The organism is Nonomuraea sp. NPDC049784, assembly GCF_040659615.1.
In the GTDB taxonomy this organism is placed as follows: Bacteria; Actinomycetota; Actinomycetes; order Streptosporangiales; family Streptosporangiaceae; genus Nonomuraea.
Genome location: NZ_JBFAMX010000007.1, coordinates 76,254 through 92,609, shown reverse-complemented (window position 1 = coordinate 92,609; position 16,356 = coordinate 76,254). Strand labels below are relative to the sequence as shown.

General features: G+C 67.0%; 21 protein-coding genes. 12 read left to right on the top strand and 9 right to left on the bottom strand.

What is annotated here, in order from left to right:
• Nucleotides 1-149, top strand: a 149-nt coding sequence (locus AB0J09_RS03855; RefSeq protein ID WP_360684635.1) for an undecaprenyl-diphosphate phosphatase, incomplete at its 5' end; no start/stop codon positions are given.
• Between the two features lie 197 nt (nucleotides 150-346).
• Here AB0J09_RS03855 and AB0J09_RS03850 read toward each other — a convergent pair.
• The gene (locus tag AB0J09_RS03850; protein ID WP_360684617.1) at nucleotides 347-472 is read right to left on the bottom strand and encodes a hypothetical protein; all 126 of its coding nucleotides are present in this window, start codon (nucleotides 470-472) and stop codon (nucleotides 347-349) included.
• Nucleotides 473-647: 175 nt separating this feature from the next.
• Here AB0J09_RS03850 and AB0J09_RS03845 point away from each other — a divergent pair, with 175 nt between their 5' ends.
• The 5 genes from AB0J09_RS03845 to AB0J09_RS03825 all read left to right on the top strand — a co-directional run bounded on the left by AB0J09_RS03845 (nucleotide 648) and on the right by AB0J09_RS03825 (nucleotide 7,609).
• Nucleotides 648-3,041 (top strand): heavy metal translocating P-type ATPase, encoded by a 2,394-nt coding sequence (locus AB0J09_RS03845; protein ID WP_360684614.1) that lies wholly within the window; start codon nucleotides 648-650, stop codon nucleotides 3,039-3,041.
• A 41-nt stretch (nucleotides 3,042-3,082) separates the two neighbouring features.
• Nucleotides 3,083-3,265 (top strand): hypothetical protein, encoded by a 183-nt coding sequence (locus tag AB0J09_RS03840; protein ID WP_360684611.1) that lies wholly within the window; start codon nucleotides 3,083-3,085, stop codon nucleotides 3,263-3,265.
• Nucleotides 3,266-3,445: 180 nt separating this feature from the next.
• On the top strand, nucleotides 3,446-4,312 hold the full coding sequence (locus AB0J09_RS03835; RefSeq protein WP_360684608.1) for a F510_1955 family glycosylhydrolase: 867 nt from the start codon (nucleotides 3,446-3,448) through the stop codon (nucleotides 4,310-4,312).
• A 41-nt stretch (nucleotides 4,313-4,353) separates the two neighbouring features.
• The gene (locus AB0J09_RS03830) at nucleotides 4,354-6,015 is read left to right on the top strand and encodes a VanW family protein (protein ID WP_360684605.1); all 1,662 of its coding nucleotides are present in this window, start codon (nucleotides 4,354-4,356) and stop codon (nucleotides 6,013-6,015) included.
• Between the two features lie 502 nt (nucleotides 6,016-6,517).
• Entirely contained in the window at nucleotides 6,518-7,609 is a 1,092-nt protein-coding gene (locus AB0J09_RS03825; protein WP_360684602.1) for a PLP-dependent cysteine synthase family protein, read from the top strand.
• Nucleotides 7,610-7,784: 175 nt separating this feature from the next.
• Here the strand turns inward: AB0J09_RS03825 and AB0J09_RS03820 are convergent, their stop codons facing one another.
• Nucleotides 7,785-8,015: a hypothetical protein gene (locus tag AB0J09_RS03820; protein ID WP_360684599.1), complete on the bottom strand. Its 231-nt coding sequence runs from the start codon at nucleotides 8,013-8,015 to the stop codon at nucleotides 7,785-7,787.
• Between the two features lie 68 nt (nucleotides 8,016-8,083).
• Complete coding sequence (locus AB0J09_RS03815) at nucleotides 8,084-8,818, bottom strand: methyltransferase domain-containing protein (RefSeq protein WP_360684596.1); 735 nt, start codon at nucleotides 8,816-8,818, stop codon at nucleotides 8,084-8,086.
• Nucleotides 8,819-8,894: 76 nt separating this feature from the next.
• On the opposite strand from AB0J09_RS03815, the gene AB0J09_RS03810 reads away from it, so the two are divergent.
• Entirely contained in the window at nucleotides 8,895-9,299 is a 405-nt protein-coding gene (locus tag AB0J09_RS03810) for a MerR family transcriptional regulator (protein ID WP_360684593.1), read from the top strand.
• A 213-nt stretch (nucleotides 9,300-9,512) separates the two neighbouring features.
• Here the strand turns inward: AB0J09_RS03810 and AB0J09_RS03805 are convergent, their stop codons facing one another.
• Nucleotides 9,513-10,196 carry a DUF305 domain-containing protein gene (locus AB0J09_RS03805; protein ID WP_360684590.1) on the bottom strand — a complete coding sequence of 228 codons (684 nt, stop codon included), beginning with the start codon at nucleotides 10,194-10,196 and terminating at the stop codon, nucleotides 9,513-9,515.
• 354 nt (nucleotides 10,197-10,550) lie between these two features.
• Nucleotides 10,551-11,042, bottom strand: coding sequence for a GNAT family N-acetyltransferase (locus AB0J09_RS03800; RefSeq protein WP_360684587.1), 492 nt, complete (start codon nucleotides 11,040-11,042; stop codon nucleotides 10,551-10,553).
• 255 nt (nucleotides 11,043-11,297) lie between these two features.
• On the opposite strand from AB0J09_RS03800, the gene AB0J09_RS03795 reads away from it, so the two are divergent.
• On the top strand, nucleotides 11,298-12,218 hold the full coding sequence (locus AB0J09_RS03795; RefSeq protein ID WP_360684583.1) for an NlpC/P60 family protein: 921 nt from the start codon (nucleotides 11,298-11,300) through the stop codon (nucleotides 12,216-12,218).
• 95 nt (nucleotides 12,219-12,313) lie between these two features.
• Here the strand turns inward: AB0J09_RS03795 and AB0J09_RS03790 are convergent, their stop codons facing one another.
• The gene (locus tag AB0J09_RS03790; RefSeq protein ID WP_360684580.1) at nucleotides 12,314-12,523 is read right to left on the bottom strand and encodes a heavy metal-associated domain-containing protein; all 210 of its coding nucleotides are present in this window, start codon (nucleotides 12,521-12,523) and stop codon (nucleotides 12,314-12,316) included.
• Nucleotides 12,524-12,667: 144 nt separating this feature from the next.
• On the opposite strand from AB0J09_RS03790, the gene AB0J09_RS03785 reads away from it, so the two are divergent.
• Nucleotides 12,668-12,973, top strand: coding sequence for an FAD-dependent oxidoreductase (locus AB0J09_RS03785; protein ID WP_360684577.1), 306 nt, complete (start codon nucleotides 12,668-12,670; stop codon nucleotides 12,971-12,973).
• Here AB0J09_RS03785 and AB0J09_RS03780 read toward each other — a convergent pair.
• A complete protein-coding gene (locus AB0J09_RS03780; protein ID WP_360684574.1) occupies nucleotides 12,970-13,674 on the bottom strand; it encodes a MarC family protein in 705 nt (234 codons plus the stop codon). The genes AB0J09_RS03785 and AB0J09_RS03780 overlap by 4 nt on opposite strands.
• A gap of 255 nt (nucleotides 13,675-13,929) precedes the next feature.
• On the opposite strand from AB0J09_RS03780, the gene AB0J09_RS03775 reads away from it, so the two are divergent.
• Together AB0J09_RS03775 and AB0J09_RS03770 are read left to right on the top strand one after the other, a co-directional pair.
• Nucleotides 13,930-14,484 (top strand): DUF4396 domain-containing protein, encoded by a 555-nt coding sequence (locus AB0J09_RS03775; protein WP_360684571.1) that lies wholly within the window; start codon nucleotides 13,930-13,932, stop codon nucleotides 14,482-14,484.
• Nucleotides 14,485-14,518: 34 nt separating this feature from the next.
• Nucleotides 14,519-14,971, top strand: a complete 453-nt coding sequence (locus tag AB0J09_RS03770; RefSeq protein WP_360684568.1) for a serine hydrolase — start codon at nucleotides 14,519-14,521, stop codon at nucleotides 14,969-14,971.
• Here AB0J09_RS03770 and AB0J09_RS03765 read toward each other — a convergent pair.
• Complete coding sequence (locus AB0J09_RS03765; protein ID WP_360684565.1) at nucleotides 14,964-15,410, bottom strand: MerR family transcriptional regulator; 447 nt, start codon at nucleotides 15,408-15,410, stop codon at nucleotides 14,964-14,966. The two genes, AB0J09_RS03770 and AB0J09_RS03765, sit on opposite strands and share 8 nt — an antisense overlap.
• 45 nt (nucleotides 15,411-15,455) lie before the next feature.
• Between AB0J09_RS03765 and AB0J09_RS03760 the strand changes: the two genes are divergently transcribed.
• On the top strand, nucleotides 15,456-16,043 hold the full coding sequence (locus AB0J09_RS03760; RefSeq protein WP_360684562.1) for a methyltransferase domain-containing protein: 588 nt from the start codon (nucleotides 15,456-15,458) through the stop codon (nucleotides 16,041-16,043).
• Between the two features lie 106 nt (nucleotides 16,044-16,149).
• Here the strand turns inward: AB0J09_RS03760 and AB0J09_RS03755 are convergent, their stop codons facing one another.
• Entirely contained in the window at nucleotides 16,150-16,326 is a 177-nt protein-coding gene (locus AB0J09_RS03755) for a hypothetical protein (protein ID WP_360684559.1), read from the bottom strand.
• Nucleotides 16,327-16,356 lie beyond the last annotated feature (30 nt).

The following is a 16,356-nucleotide window of genomic DNA, read 5'->3' as shown; positions in this document are numbered from 1 at the left end:
CGGCCGTCTCCTTCGTCGTCGCCTACGCCTCCATCGCCTGGCTGCTGAGGTACGTCGCCCAGCACTCCTTCAACGCCTTCGTCATCTACCGGATCGTCATCGGGGCTCTGCTCCTGGCGCTGCTCGGCACCGGAGTGCTCACCGCCTGATAACGGGCACGTCTACGACCCGCCCTTCGACGACTACGCACCGGGCCTCATGGAGCCGTCACCGACTCCCGCCGCCGCCCGCTGGTGGTCCCGGCACGTACTGCCTGTTGATCCCCTGCAGGTGAACCGGGCTTGGCCCATCGTCACGAAGCTATCCACCGCCACTTGGGTAGCGTCGCTCTGAGCCGTCGCCCGGCTCAGGGTGCGGCGTGGGCGAGGGTGCCCATGAGCTCTCCGGCGAACGCGAGGGCGTCGGTGATGAAGCCGATGTGCCCGCCAGGTAGCTCGACCACGTCCCCAACCAGGCGCCTGCCCAGCTCCACAGTCGCCTCGTAGACGCATGTGCTCCGGCTACCGGCACGCAGCCGCCGAAATGCGTCGCGGCCACTCAGCACAGTGGACCCCGACACATCCAGAATCAGATCGATGTCTACTATCACTTGTGGTAGATCGGGTTCTTCCTGCGGGATGTCGTCGAACGTGGGGAGGGAGGAAGCCGTGGCAACCGAAAACACCAAGGATCGCAGCACTGCGGTTCTCGACGTGAGCGGGCTGCAGTGGGCTACGGAGCAGAACGTGGTGCGTGCCGTGCTGGGCCGCCGTCCCGGCGTGATCGAGGTCGAGGTCAATCCGGTCGGGCAGGCCGCCACCGTGGTGTTCGATCCGAGAGTCACGTCCGTGGCCGAACTCCGCCGCTGGGTGGAAGAATGCGGCTACCACTGCGCAGGCCAGTCCGTCCCGTCGCACGTCTGCGATCCCATGGCGGAGCCCGACCCACCGGGCACCGAGCACGCGCACCACGCCGCTCCGGCTGTGCTCGAGCCCTCCACCGGTCACGCCGACATGGACCACGAGGCCGGTCCATCGCCCCACGAGATGATGGGGCATGGGGGCCATGGCGCGATGTCGATGGAGGCCATGGTGGCCGACATGCGCAACCGGTTCCTGGTGGCGGCGGTGCTGTCGGTCCCGATCCTGATCTGGTCGCCGATCGGGCGCGAGGTGCTGGGTCTGCGCGTGCCGGTTCCGTTCGGGCTGCGCGAGGACGTGTGGGCGCTGCTGCTCAGCCTGCCGGTGATCTTCTACTCGTCGTGGATCTTCTTCGACGGCGCCGTACGGGCGTTGCGGGCCCGCACGCTTGACATGATGGTGCTGGTCGCCGTGGCGATCGGAGCGGGCTGGCTGTACTCGCTGTACATCACGCTGACCGGCGGCGGCGAGGTGTTCTACGAGGCGGCGACCGTGCTGGCGGCGTTCGTGCTGCTGGGGCACTGGTTCGAGATGCGGGCCAGAGGCGGCGCCAACGACGCGATCCGTGCGCTGCTCGACCTGGCCCCGCCCAAGGCGGTGGTGATCCGTGACGGCGAGCAGGTGGAGATCCCCACGGCCGAGGTCGTGGTCGGGGACGTGCTGCTGGTCCGTCCCGGCGCGAAGATCGCCGTTGACGGCGAGGTCGTGGAGGGCGAAAGCGAGGTCGACGAGTCGATGGTCACCGGCGAGAGCCTGCCGGTGCACAAGGCTCCCGGCTTGGCGGTCGTGGGCGCGACCATCAACAAGAACGGCACGCTTCGAGTACGGGCCACGAAGGTCGGTGCCGACACCGCCCTGGCTCAGATCGTCAAGCTCGTCCAGCAGGCCCAGAACTCCAAGGCTCCCGGGCAGCGCCTGGCCGACCGGGCGGCGTTCTGGCTGGTCTTCGTCGCGCTCATCGGCGGCGGACTGACCCTGGTGGTATGGCTGCTGGCGGGCGCGGCGGCCGGTACGGCGATGCTGTTCGCCATCACCGTCGTCGTGATCACCTGTCCCGACGCGCTCGGCCTGGCCACCCCCACCGCGATCATGGTGGGCACCGGTCTGGGCGCCAAGCGCGGTGTGCTGTTCAAGAACGCCATGGCGCTGGAGACCTCGGCCCGCATCCAGACCGTGGTCATGGACAAGACCGGCACTCTGACCAGGGGCGAGCCAGAGGTCACCGACGTGATCGTCGAGGGACTGGAGGAGGCGGAACTGCTGCGGCTGGTGGCCGCCGTGGAGCGGGAGTCCGAGCACCCGCTGGCCGAGGCTGTGGTCCGCTACGCCGACGCGCACGCTCCGGGCGTCCTGCAGGCCACCAGGTTCGAGAACGTCCCGGGTCACGGTGCGACGGCTCAGGTGGACGGGCGCCGGGTCGTGGTGGGCAACACGAAGCTGATGCAGGTGGAAGGCATCGACCTCGGCATACTGGCCTCCCGGCGCGAGGAACTGGCCGCGGGCGGACGTACTGCGGTCATCGCCGCTGTTGACGGGCGCGCGGCCGGGGTGATCGGTATCGCCGATGCTCCACGTGACAGCTCGGCGGCCGCGGTGGCCGCGCTGCACGAGGCCGGCGTGGAGGTCGTCATGCTGACCGGCGACAATGAGGCGACCGCCCGGCGGATCGCCGATCAACTCGGCATCGACACGGTGATCGCCGAGGTGTTGCCGGGCGACAAGGCTGCCAAGATCGCCGAGCTGCAGCGTGGCGTGCGCAAGGTCGCGATGGTCGGCGACGGCGTCAACGATGCCCCGGCGCTGGCCCAGGCCGATCTTGGCATCGCGATCGGCGCCGGGACCGACGTCGCGATCGAGACCGCCGACGTGGTGCTCATGCGATCCGACCCTCTGGACGTGCCGACGGCGCTGGCCATCGGCCGCGGCACGCTACGGAAGATGCGGCAGAACCTGGGCTGGGCGATCGGCTACAACACCATCGCGCTGCCGATCGCGGCCGGCGTCTTCGAACCCGCCTTCGGCCTCGTGCTGCGACCGGAGATCGCTGCCCTGTCGATGTCGGGATCGAGCTTCATCGTCGCGGTCAACGCACTCGCCCTCAAAGGGCTCCGCCTGCCCCGCCCTGCCGCTGCCGGAGACTGAGCATCAGCTCGGCCGCGACCGCGACCCCCAGGAGACACAGGATGCTTGGAACGAGAAAGCCGCAGCTCGTGGCTGGGAGCGTCCTGGTGTCCGCGGGTTTGCTCGCCAAAGCGTTCGCCGAGTCCGGTAACCGCCTCCTGCTCATCATCAGTTCGATACTTCTTGCGATGGGCGCCTTGCTGATCCTCTATGGGTTCGCCGACGATCGGAGCGACCATCCCTGACGACTGGACGTACGAGATGGAGATGGACGTCGTACCTGTCCAGCAGGTGATCGTCCCTTCCAGGAGCGCCTGCTCCGCAGCTGGGATCATGTGCATGCATCGAAAGGCGTCACGCTCAGCGCGCCTGAGCGCAGGTAGGCCTCGCGCCACCTACTACAACGACTAGTAGACTCTGTCACTATGCGCCATCCACGACTTCGAGCCGCAGCGGCGGTCCTGGCCACATTGGCTTTCACGGCGTCGGGATGCGGGCATTCCCAGCCTTCCGCGGCCCCCCGCCCTGACGATCCAGGGATCGGCCACATTCACGGTCTTGGCGTCGATCCGGCCGACGGAGCCATCTACATCGCGGGCCACTTCGGGCTGTTCAAAGTCAAGTCGGTAGAGACGGCAGAGCGGGTGGCGGGCCGGATCCAAGACCACATGGGGTTCACCGTCACTGGGCCAGGAACATTCCTGGCCAGTGGCCATCCCGGCGACCTGCAGGCCGGCAGCCCGCACCTGGGCCTCATCCGCAGCACCGACTCGGGCCGTACATGGATCACCGTGTCCGAGAGCGGTACTGCCGATTTTCATGCGCTGCAGCCCGCAGGGGACAAGCTCTACGCCTTTGACAGCCAGACGAGACGAGTGAGGTCGAGCACCGACGGGGGCAGAACTTGGATGCCCGGAGCCGAGGAGGACGTCATCGACCTGGCCGCGAGCGCCGCCGAGCCGAACCGTCTCTACGCAACCACGCAGGGCGGCCTGCGGGTCAGCACGGACGGTGGCACCAGCTTCGCAGACGTCCGAGATGCGCCGCTGCTCAGCCACGTCGACTCGCCTTCCAAGGGAGTGCTGGTGGGCTCCGACGCCGATGGCCGGGTGCGCACCAGCAAGGACGCGGGTCGCACCTGGCAGGCGGGCGGTGCGCTACCGGGCCAGGCCGCCGCGTTCGCCGCCGTTGACGGCAACCGATTGCTGGCCAGCACCGAGGACGGCACGATCTACGAGTCCCGGAATGGCGGTGACGACTTCACCGTCGTCTTCCGCCCGACGGCTTCATGAGTACGCGACGTCCTCACCGTCGCCTTCCGCCCCGTGCCGGCATGAGTGTGCTGCGCTCGCGGCGTACGCTCATTCCGGCCGCCGCCGTCCTCGTCGTGGTGCTCGCCTACGCGGTGCCAGCGATCGCGCTCGCCGGGAAGGTTCCTCCGGGCACGCGGGTGGGCGGCGTGGACATCGGCGGACTGCCTCCCGAGACCGCCCGTTCCCACCTCGAGAAGGAACTGGGTAGGCGGTTGGAGCAGCCCTTGACGGTGGTCGCCGCCAACAAGCGCGAGAAGATCACACCTGCCGAACTCGGGCTCGGCGTCGATGCCCGAGCCACTGTCGAGGCCGCGATCGCCGGCGCCACCACTCCTACGGGCATCGCCCGCTCCCTCTTCGGCAGCCGCCAGGTCTCACCCAAGATCACACTGGACCGGCAGCTGCTCCGCTCCGGCCTCGCCGACCTGGTCAAGAGCGTCACCACGAAGGCGGTAGAAGGTGGCATCCGCTACCAGGGACTGGAACCACGGATGGTGCTACCCAAGCCCGGGCGCACGCTGGATCTCAACGGTGCGCCCGGAGCAGTGCAGGCGGCTTTCGAAGCCGGTCGCACCTCGGTCGAACTGGATGTCCACTTGACGCCTCCCACCCTCACCGCGGGCGAAGTCCGGCGCGTCGCCGCGACCACGGCCCGTACCGCAATCGCCGCCCCACTTACCGTCACCAGCGGCGGCAAGCAGGCCACCGTGTCCCGGGAGCAACTGGCCGCCGGACTGCGCTTCGACTCCGACGGCAACGGCGGACTGCGTCCGTCCGTCGACACGTCCAAGATCGCCTCAGATGTGGCCAAGGCGCTGGTGGCCAGCCCACCGAAAGACGCGTCTTTCAAGATCGTCGATGGTCGGCCGAGGGTCATCCCCGCCCGCGCCGGTCGGGGCGCCGACATGAAGGCGTTGGGCCCGGCGATCTCCAAGGCTGTGGCGGCGGGGAGCCGCCGGGTCGATCTACCCGTCACGAAGCGCGAGCCGCGGGTGACCACGGCAGAGGCGGAGAAGCTGGGCGTCAAGGAACGAGTCAGCTCGTTCACCACCCAGTATCCATGCTGCGCACCGCGGGTGACCAACATCCACCGCATCGCCGACATCGTGGACGGCTACGTCGTGAAGCCCGGCGAGACGTTCTCGCTCAACGGCGTGGTAGGCAGGCGGGACAAGGCGCGCGGTTTTGTCGAGGCGCCGATGATCCTCAACAACCGGTTCGTCAACGACGTCGGCGGCGGGGTGTCGCAGTTCGCCACCACCATGTTCAACGCGGTCTTCTTCGGCGGCTTCCAGGACGTCCAGCACAGGGCGCACCAGTACTACATCTATCGCTACCCGGCTGGGCGGGAGTCCACGGTCTCCTATCCCCAGCCTGATTTCCGCTGGCGCAACGACTCCCCCTACGGCGTGCTGATCAAGACGTCGTACGCGGACACCTCCGTCACCGTGCAGTTCTGGAGCACCAAGAGATACGACATCGAATCGCAAAGCTCGGAGCGCTACAACGTCAAACCCATCCGAACCCTGACCGACTCCGACCCTGAGTGCATTCCCATGGACGGCGCGGAGGGCTTCGCCATCGACGTGTGGCGCATCTTCAAACAGAACGGGAAGGTCGTGCGCAAGCAGCGCTTCCACACGGTCTACGATCCCGAACCCCGTCTCACATGCAAAAAGTGATTACATAGAGCAAACTCTTGATATACATAGCGTGAGATATGCTGCTCCGTGTGATCGTCACCATGCATCCCAGGAGCCGCGAAGGCAGCGGGTGGCTCATGGTGCTCGCGATCACCGTCACGTTCCATCTCCTGCTCTGTGGTTTCGGACCGCACGCGCATGGCAGCCTGCCCAGTGGCCACCACCACCGCGTCGCTCATGACTCCAGCGTGCCGGTGGATCCCGGAGACGACGACGCCGGCCATGAGGCGTCGTGCGAGAACCCCACCACCCAGTCTCCCCCGGTAATGATTCTCCCCTCCGGATCGAGACTGAGCGGCACTACTTCACCGGGTCAGGATGACTTCCCGGTTTCTCATTCGGCGGACGGTCCGCCGCGCTCGGGGGCCGCCTTGCTCACAGCCGTCTGCGTGTCACGGGTATAGCCGCGCCCGGCGTGCGCCGCTTCGGCCACGCCTGCCGTACATCCAGGCATACCTGACTGTGGCGAGGACCTTTCATCATGAATGCCATCCATCAGCGTCAGCCTGCCCGCATGTGGGCCGGCCGCTCTTCTCTCGCCGCCCTCGTCGGCGGTACTCCCGTGCTGTGGATCCCCGAACTGCGAGGCGAGCACGGGCGCGGCTTCTGGGCCAAGCTCGAAGGCCACAACCCCGGCGGCATCAAGGACCGCCCGGCACTGCACATGATCGGCCAGGCCCGCTGCCGCGGCGAGCTCCGCCCCGGAGCGCCGATCATCGAGTCCACCAGCGGCACGCTCGGCCTCGGGCTCGCCCTGGCCGGGATCGCGTACGGACACCCTGTCACCCTGGTCAGTGACCCCGGCATGGAGCCGATCATGCATCGGCTGCTCAGCGCGTACGGCGCTCATGTCGAGCTGGTGACCGAACCGCTGCCCACTGGCGGGTGGCAGGAGGCCAGGCGGGAACGCGTACGCGCACTCCTGAAGGAACATTCCGGCGCCTACTGCCCGGACCAGTACCACAATCCGGACAACGTCGGCGCCTACGACGTGCTCGCCCGTGAGCTGGCCGAGCAGCTCGGCCGCGTCGACGTGCTGGTATGCAGTGTCGGCACCGGCGGCCACAGCGCAGGCATCTACCGCACCCTCCAGCGGCTCAGCCCCGGCGTGAGCCTGGTCGGCGTGGACACGATCGGCTCCACGATCTTCGGCCAGCCCGCCCGCCCGCGCCTGATGCGCGGCCTGGGCAGCAGCATCTACCCGCGCAACGTCCATTACCAGGATTTCAGTGAGGTCCACTGGGTGGCGCCCGCCGAGGCGGTGTGGGCCTGCCGCCGTCTCGCGGCCGACCGTTACGCCACCGGCGGATGGAGCGTGGGCGCCGTCGCCCTGGTCGCCTCCTGGCTCGCCAGAACCGAGCCCGCCGACACCACCATCGTCGCCGTCTTCCCCGACGGGCCGCAGCGCTATTTCGACACGGTCTTCAACGACGCCTACTGCGCCCGCCACAACCTTCTCTTCGACCACGAACCGCCGCCCGTACCGGCCCGGCTTTCCCATCCGGCGGAGGCGGAGGCGCAGAGCTGGACCCGCTGCACCACGGTGACCGCGCCGGCCGAGGCGACCCGATGAAAGGGTCACTCGCGCAGGCGCGCTCGTTCAACCGGCCGGTCCGGCTGCTGCTGGTCAACCAGCTCGACCATCATCATCGGCTTCTACATGCTGATGCCCTACCTCGCCACCTACCTCACCGACGATCTCGGGCTGGCGGTCTGGGTGGCCGGGCTGGTCCTCGGGGTACGGAACCTCAGCCAGCAGGGATGTTCCTGGTGGGCGGCAGCCTGGCCGACAGAGTCGGGTACAAGCCGATGATCCTGGCCGGGCTGATGCTGCGGACGGTGGGCTTCGGCCTGCTCGGGCTGGTCCAGGCGGTGCCCGCGCTGATCGTCGCGTCCGCTCTCACCGGACTGGCCGGGCGGGGCGACACACAATCCGCGTTACCGAGCAACAAGACCACCACGATCACGAGTCCGCTCATGGCCGCCATATCTCCTATACGCATTAGGAGTACGTCCGGTTCACCGCGTCCCAGAGAAAGCGGAGGGCTCAGTGCCGTCGGGCAGAAGCGACGAAGATGGGCAGGGCCAGGAACATGCGGCCGGCCCGAGCGCGCTCGGTCTGCTCAGCAGCCCAGGCCGCCTCCTGTTCGGCGGTGATGGCTCCACCGACACGGGCGGCCTCGGCGATCCCGGTGAGCATGGGGAGCATGACCGCGTCGGTGAAGACGCCGGTGTGGATTTCCACGGCGACATCCTCGAACCCGGCGTCGAGCAGCAGGTTGCGGTAGCGGCGGGCGGCGCGGGGGTTGGCCGTCTGATCGGCGCGGGCGTGCACGATGGCGCGGGTGAGCGCCGGGTCGTCGGAGTCGACGAGGAAGGCGTCCCAGTCCTGGCCGATGAGGACGATCCGCCCGCCGGGCACGAGCACCCGCCTGGCCTCCGCCAGCGCTTTCCCGGCGTCCGCGAGGTCGTGGTAGACCTTGTCCGCCCGGTAGCCGGCCACCGCGCCGTCATCGAGCGGCAGGTCGCAGGCGTCACCGAGGCGGAAGTCGGCGTCCGGCCAGCGGTGGCGGGCCGCCGCGATCATTTGCTCGCTGAGGTCCACGCCGATCGCCCGCGCACCCCGTTCCGCGAGCTCGGCCACCGCGCGTCCTGCGCCGCAGCCCACGTCCACCACGCCCGCACCGGCCGGGAGGTCGAGCAGTTCGTAGGACCGTGCACGCAGCGCGGCAGCACCCGGCAGGGCGTCGGCCGCATCCAGCAATCGGATGAGCGATTCCATGTGATCAAATGTCGTCGTCGATTTGGACATGGCAGCCAGCATGCGACTTAATGTCGACATGAAGTCAAGTGCGACGATGAGTATCGGAGACATCGCGGCACGGTTCGGCCTGGCCACGCACGTCCTGCGACACTGGGAGGCGATGGGCCTGCTCGCGCCGACCCGTATCGGCGGGGACCGCCGCCGATACGGCATCGACGATCTCTATCGCGTGGCGGCGATCCTGCGTGCCAAGGAGGCGGGCTTCAGCCTGGACGACGTTCGCGAGATGATCAACACGTCCGATCCCGCGGAACGGCACGCCATCCTGGTGCGCCGGCGGGCCGAGCTCGCCCGCCGCATCGCCGAGGCCCAGGCCTCACTCGAGCTCATCGACTGCGCGTTGGACTGCGAACATGAGGACCTGCCCAGTTGCCCGCACTTCCAGGCCATGCTGGCCGAGCGCATCTCCCCGGATCCCCCGCCGCACGCCCGCGTGTGACAATCCAGGTCGACCACGCCAGCCCAACCTCACCTTCGCCTTCCTGGACCAGATCCGCGTCCACGCCACCTACAACCACTGGCGACAACGGTGCCATGGGCATCATGGGGTCGCTTACGTCCGCTGATCTTCGGTACGGCTCGCACCTGACGCGTGCGAGCCGCACCACCGCGTAGTCGCCCAGCGACCGATCCAGTCGAACAGAGCGATTCCTTATTGGAGCTGGTCCAGCATCTTCCGCATCTGCTCCACCTCGGCCTGCTGGCCGGTGATGATCTTCTCCGCCAGCTGCTTCGCCTGCGGATTCTCTCCACGCTTCCGCTCGGTGCGGGCCATGGTGATCGCTCCCTTGTGGTGAATGATCATCATCTTGAGAAACTGCTTGTCGGAGGCGGCCCCCTGGGCCTTTTCCAGCTTCTTCACGTCCGCGTCGGACATCCCGCCCGGCATCTCATGCCCCATGTCGCCGGTCGGCATCGGCTTCCCCCAAGCCTCCAGCCAGCCTTGCATTGTCTCGATCTCCGGCTGCTGGGATGCCTCGATCTTCCCCGCCAGGTCCTTGACCTCCGTGTTCGATGCTCGCGTCGAGGCCAGCTCGGCCATCTGGATGGCCTGCTGATGGTGCGCGATCATCATCTGCGCGAACCGGACGTCGGCGTCGTTGAACTCGGCACTCGGCCGAGCAGTCGCCGTGGTGACGACCGGTGCGGCTCTGGACCCGGCCGCCATGTCCTGGACCACTGTGTTGCCGCCACAGGCGGCGAGTACCAGCGTTCCCGCCGCCAAGGAAGTGGTCAGAAAGACACCGTGTACAACCCTTGTGTTACTGCTCATGACCGCTGAACCCCCCGATTTCAGCACATCAACCTGCGAGTCGGCCCCGCCCGACCTGGCCATATGTTCCCTGGAACGGCTGCCGTTACCGCGTCTTGATGAATCCGACGATGGCCTCCCCGATCTGGGCAGCCGAGTCGAAGACTCCGTTGCCGTGCGCGACGCCCGGGATCTCTACGTATGACGCGTTTGGCCACTCCACCGAGGCCTCCCTCACCCGCCTCGGTGGGAACTGGATGTCATGCTCAAAGGCCACGAACAACGCCGGAATCTGTATGTCCGTCCAGCGCTCGGCCCGCCTGTCGTCAAGAAGCCACGCCCGGGCCGCAGCGCCCTGCCCCCCACAGGACGCGATTGACCCGACGCTACGGTGGCCGCGTCCTGTCCGCCCCAGGGGATATCCCTAGTCTTGTGGTCTCAGAGCCGCTGGGCCATGCCGACGGAGTCGGGAGCGGTCTCGGCGAACCCGTACTTGGCATACAGGTGACGCGCATCGCCGTCAGCGATCAGCGATACGTACGCAGTCGCGGGCCCGCGCTCGCGCAACTCAGCCATCAACGCTTCCATGATCCGCTTACCAACTCCTCGCCCCTGGTGCTCCGGCAGAACACACATGTCGACGATCTGGAAGGCCGTCCCGCCATCGCCGATGATCCTCCCCATGCCGATGGGCTCTCCATCGCGGTAGGCGGTGACCGCGTACCACCCACCAGCCAACCCCAGGGCGGCGGCGGCCTCAGACTTGTCGCTCAGCCCCGACGCGACACGCAGGTGCCGGTAAACCTCGACAGCGGGCGACTCAGGCCGCAGTTCGTAATCCAACATCATCAACCCCAGTACGTTGCCGCCGATCGCCGGTCCGGCGACTCGCGCGAACATCGGATAGTACTCAAGCGATCTCAGCACCATGCCTGCGGTGACCTGCTCGCCGCTGAACGCTGGAGTGCCGGCATGCGTATCTAGACACAGGTCGATCGCGACTTCTCCCTACCGCAGGTAGTACACGGCACCGAAAGCACTGATAACCGCATACAAGCCCATACAAGGCGACGACTTCTGTACCATTACGCCCCAGATTCTGGCGACTTACGAGGAGGCATCGTAGTGGCTCTGCCGGCGTGGCTTTGGCGGACAGCAACTGCCGCAGCTCTGGGCTTAGTCACCTTGGTCTCCAGTCCCGGCGCCGCTGTCGCCGAGCCCTCCCCCGCCAAGGCCAGGGCCAAGCTGGTCAAGCTGAACGAGCAGGCCGACCAGGTTGTCGAGCGCTACAACCAGGCCAGTGAGACGTACAAGAGGGCCAAGAAGAAGTACGACACCCTCAACGCCGAGCTCAGCAGCAAGGACGCGCACGCCACCGCCCTGCGCCAGGACCTCGCCCGCCTGGCGGTCAGCGACTACCAACTCGGCCCCTACCGAGGATGGGAACGGTTCGTCGCCCAGGCCGACCCCCAGGCGCTGATGAGCGGCATGGCCTCCATCCAGGCGATGGCACAAGCCAGGGCGGCCAAAATACGCGCCTACGAGGCCACCACCAAAGAACTGCGTGACCGCCGCAACGAAGCCAAGAAGGTCCTGGCCGAGGCCGATGCCGCGCGCGACAAGGTACGCGACGAGAAGGCCAAGATCCAGAAGCTGATCGCCGAGCAGACCAAGCTCCTGCGCCGATTGGGCGCATTCAAGACCGGCGACCCTAACAGCCCGGGCATCGAGTACACCGGTCCCGCTTCGGGCAACGCCCTCGTGGCGCTCCGGTTCGCCTTCGCCCAGGTGGGCAAGCCGTACCGATACGGCGGCACCGGCCCCGGCTCCTACGACTGCTCCGGCCTGACCCAGGCCGCGTGGCGCCAGGCAGGAGTCGAGTTGCCCCGCACGACCTGGACCCAGTGGTCGTGGGGCGCGAACCGCCGCGTCCCCCTGAACGCCCTCGAGCCCGGCGACCTGCTCTTCAGCAAGGGCCTGGGGCACATGGGCATGTACGCCGGCAATGGCAAGATGGTCCATGCGCCCCAGACCGGAGACGTCATCAAGGTTGTCGACCTCGACGACTACTGGCGTACCCGTCTCCTCGGCGCAGTCCGCCCCTGACCACGACAGCCCTGACGACTACACGTGCTCGTCGAAGTTCGTCTGCCTATCGACGGCATGGCTCTGGGCGGCGGTACGGGGATGTCCGAGATGGTTCAGCTTGCGACGAGTTCGTAGCCGACCTCTTCCACGACGTCCCTGACCTGCGTCACATCGAGCGGGCCGTCCGAGGTCACGGTCACCTCACCGGTCGCCAGCTCGACCTCGACCGAGGACACCCCAGCGACCTTGCCGATCTCGGTCTTGACCTTACCGGCGCACCCGCTGCAGGTCATGCCGGACACCTTGTACGTGCTCGTGCTCATCACCACTCCTCTTCATACCCCGGGTAGGTATAACACTGGAAAATACGCCCAATTGGACCATTGGGCAAGATATACGGGGCAGGGGTATATGAGATCCACATCACATTGCCAAGAATATACCCCATATAGGTATTGTTCAGGAGTATGGGGACACTTAACAGGATCACTGTGGTCGGCGCTTCCCTGGCGGGGCTCCGGGCTGTGCAGACGCTGCGCCGGGAGGGCTTCGACGGCGAGGTCACGCTGGTCGGGGCCGAGTTCCACGTGCCGTACAACCGCCCACCGCTGTCCAAGAGCGTGCTGCACGCTCTGACCAGCAGCGAACCACCGCCTGAACAGCATGCCCAGCGCGGCCGCGCCGATCCTGAGCAGCGGGGCGGCCGAGCTGGACGGTTTGCCATCGCCTCATGTCCTAGACGCATAGGATCAAGACCCGATTTGGACGGTTAGGCGACCCCCCAGCGCATCCAGTGCTGTACAGCTCCCGCGACGAGCTGCACTGCCATCGCGGCGGCCAGCAGCCCCATGACGCGGGTTACCAGGTTGAGCCCGTTGTCCTTGAGCAGGCGGCCGATGAGCGAAGAGAAGCGCAGCGTGAGCCAGGTCAGGAACAGCGCCGCGGCCAGCGCCAGCCCGACCGCCGCGACGGCGGTAGGCGTCGCCGCCTTCTCCATGTAGAGCATCGTCGCCGCGATGGCACCGGGACCGGCCAGCAATGGCGTGCCCAGGGGGACGAAGGCGACGGCGCCGCTCTCGGCGTTGGCGCGATTACGTGCGCAATCGGCTTTCAGCAGATCGAGTGCGATGAGCGCGAGCAGCACTCCACCGGCCACCTGCAGCGCCTGCAACGAGATGCCCAAGGCGTCGAGCAGCCGGTTGCCGAGCACTGCGAAGAGAGCGACGATACCGGCTGCCACCAGCACGGAGATCCTGGCGATACGACGGCGTGCCACCGGGTCCTCGCTTCTGGTGAGCGTCAGGAAGATCGGGATGGCGGCCAGCGGGTCGAAGATGACGAGCAGCGTGACGAAGGCCTGAACGAACAGCGACATGACATGCCTCACGGATAAAAACGGAGATTCCCGCCATCTCAGGTGACGGGCTTGGACCGGGTATCCGTGGGGTTGCACGGCACGGTCCAGCGCAGCCATGCAGCGCCACCCCCGTACCTCTGTCCGTTCATGCCCGCGCCAACCGCCGCGGCCAGTGCGCTATTCCTCAGAAGTTCGGGCGAAGGCCACAAAGATCAGCAGCAACGGGAGCGCAGGCCCGACTGGGCTCCCGCCGCCGGCGCATCTTCGCCTGCATGCCCTGATCAAACGCCCCAATGACGGGATTACCCGCACCTCTCGCCATATACCCCATACCCGTATAATCTGGAGCCCGCGCTACTAAGGAGCTTTGTCATGGACCACAGCGGTCACCATCATCCGACCCCTGAGCCCGCTCTCCACGCGGAGCACGAGCACGCTGACCACTCGGCAGTTCCGTCCGGGCACACTCACTCCGCCCCGCCCGTCGCCACGTGGGCGATGGCCGCTCAGGCGACGCTGCACTGCCTGACCGGTTGCGCAATCGGCGAGGTGCTGGGCATGGTCATCGGCACGGCCGCCGGGCTGTCCAATCTCGCCACCGTCGTGCTGTCCGTGGCGCTGGCCTTCGTGTTCGGCTACGCGTTGACCATGCGTGGTGTGCTGCAGGCCGGAGTCGGCTTCCGCACCGCGTTGAAAGTGGCGCTGGCCGCGGACACCATCTCCATCGCGATGATGGAGATCCTGGACAACGGGGTGATGGTGTTCGTGCCCGGTGCCATGGACGCCGGTCTGACGAGTTGGTTGTTCTGGGTGTCACTGGCCGGGTCGTTGCTGGTGGCGTTCGTGCTCACGACGCCGGTGAACAAGTGGCTGATCTCACGTGGAAAGGGTCATGCGGTGACACACCAGTACCACCACGGCCACTGATCATCTGATTAGACCTATAGCAGCGGAACAGTTCGTGGCCGAGGTGTGCCCGACGTACGAGCATGTGCTGACCGTCCCGCCCGGCCTGCTGGACCCTGCCCGGCTCAACACCCGCGGGTGGCGCCAGGCCGTCTTCGGCGCGATCAATCTGCATACCTCCGCCACCGCCCTCGCCCGCTTCTACTCCAGCCTGACCAGCGTGGACGGACCGGTCCGCCGGTTGCTGGGGGAAGAACTCCATGCCGAGTACCTCAAGACTCAGGTGAGCGACGATGACCAGGTCATCGGACTGAGGGTCAACTGGACACTGGGTTTCCTGCGTACCGACTCGTTCGTCGGCCTGGGCGGGCTTGGCGGGTCGGCCGCCTGGTGGTCCTTCCGGCACGACCACGCGGTCGCGTACGTGACCCGCCGGCTCCACGATCACGCCCACGTCGCCGAGATCGCGTCCGCGCTGGGCGACGACATCAACATGGAAGTCACCTGACGGGGCTGTCCTGATCACCCGAGTGCTCTTCGAGCAGTTCCTCGAACGTTCCGCCGGTGAACAGCCGGTCCAGCACGCTGATCAGGTGCGGGCACTCGCTCGTGGGATGGTCGGCGGGGCAGGTCAACGCCGCTGAGAGGAACTTCCTGGCCCCCTGGGCTCGCTCAAGGAGTGCGTCCAACTCGCTGATCTGCTCCCGCACCACCGATCGCCACTGCTCGCCCGACTCGTCCATGACGGCAGCCGCGGTGTCCAGCCGGACTCCAAGCCGTTGCATCAGGGCGACCAGCGCGAGGCGGCGAAGTTCGGTCTGGCCGTACATCCGCTTGCCGGCATGACGAGCCGCCGGCCTTACCAGGCCCCGTTCCTCGTAGTACCGCAGAGCCGAGGTTTTGAGGTTGAGCCGGCGGGCGGCCTCACCGATCGAGATGAGCTCCATCCGTCCATTTGACTTCAACCCGACTTGAACCGCGAACCTGGAGGCATGGCCACCAAGGAGATCCGATCCTGGGCGTACGATGAGCTGATCCGCTCTCCGTTCGCCCTTCCGCAAGGAATGCTTGGACGTTTGGCCGGGCGACTCATGCTGTGGCTCAACGATCCGGGCGAACTCGTGACGCTCATCGGGAAAGCGGACAGCGTGCTGGAGGTCGGATGCGGGCCGGGCGGACTGCTCCGGAACATCCAGGCCAAACGGGTCTGCGGCATCGACCCCTCGCCTGACATGCTTCGCCAGGCGGCCCGGCACAACCGCGGACGCGACGTCGAGCTGCGGCTCGGCACCGCATCGGACACGGGCTGTCCCGATGGCGGCTTCGACGTCGTGGTCTCGGTGAACAACGTGGCGATGTGGCCGGATCTGGAGGCAGGCATCCACGAGTTGCGCCGGGTGACCCGGCCACGTGGCAGGCTGCTCATTGCCTGGCACAGCGCCACCGGCCGCTCACCGATCGCCAGGAAGAACGCCCTCCCTGAGGAGAAACTGGCCCGTATCGATCACGCACTGGGCGAGCCAACGCGACGCTATGAACTCAAGAACCTGACCGTCCTCGAAAAGCACTGCCAACGCTAAGCCAGGCATTCAGCCAAGTGCGCCCAAGAGGTCGCGGCAGGCGCATTCGCACCAGGCCGCGTCACCGAGGAGCACCACACGTCCGTCGCTCCAGGTCGATGACGATCTAGCTGACGCGGTCGAAGTACACGCTGTCGGCGGGCATGTTGCGGATCAGGTCGGGAGCGGCCCAGGCGATGTCGCGGTAGGCCTCGGCCAGTCCGTGGTGGGCGCCGCCCACCAACTCCTGCTCACCCGACCCACACGCCCCCGACCTCCGCGAACGGATGCGCAGGATGACCACGACTTTGATCGCGGGCGTCCCTCCACAAGC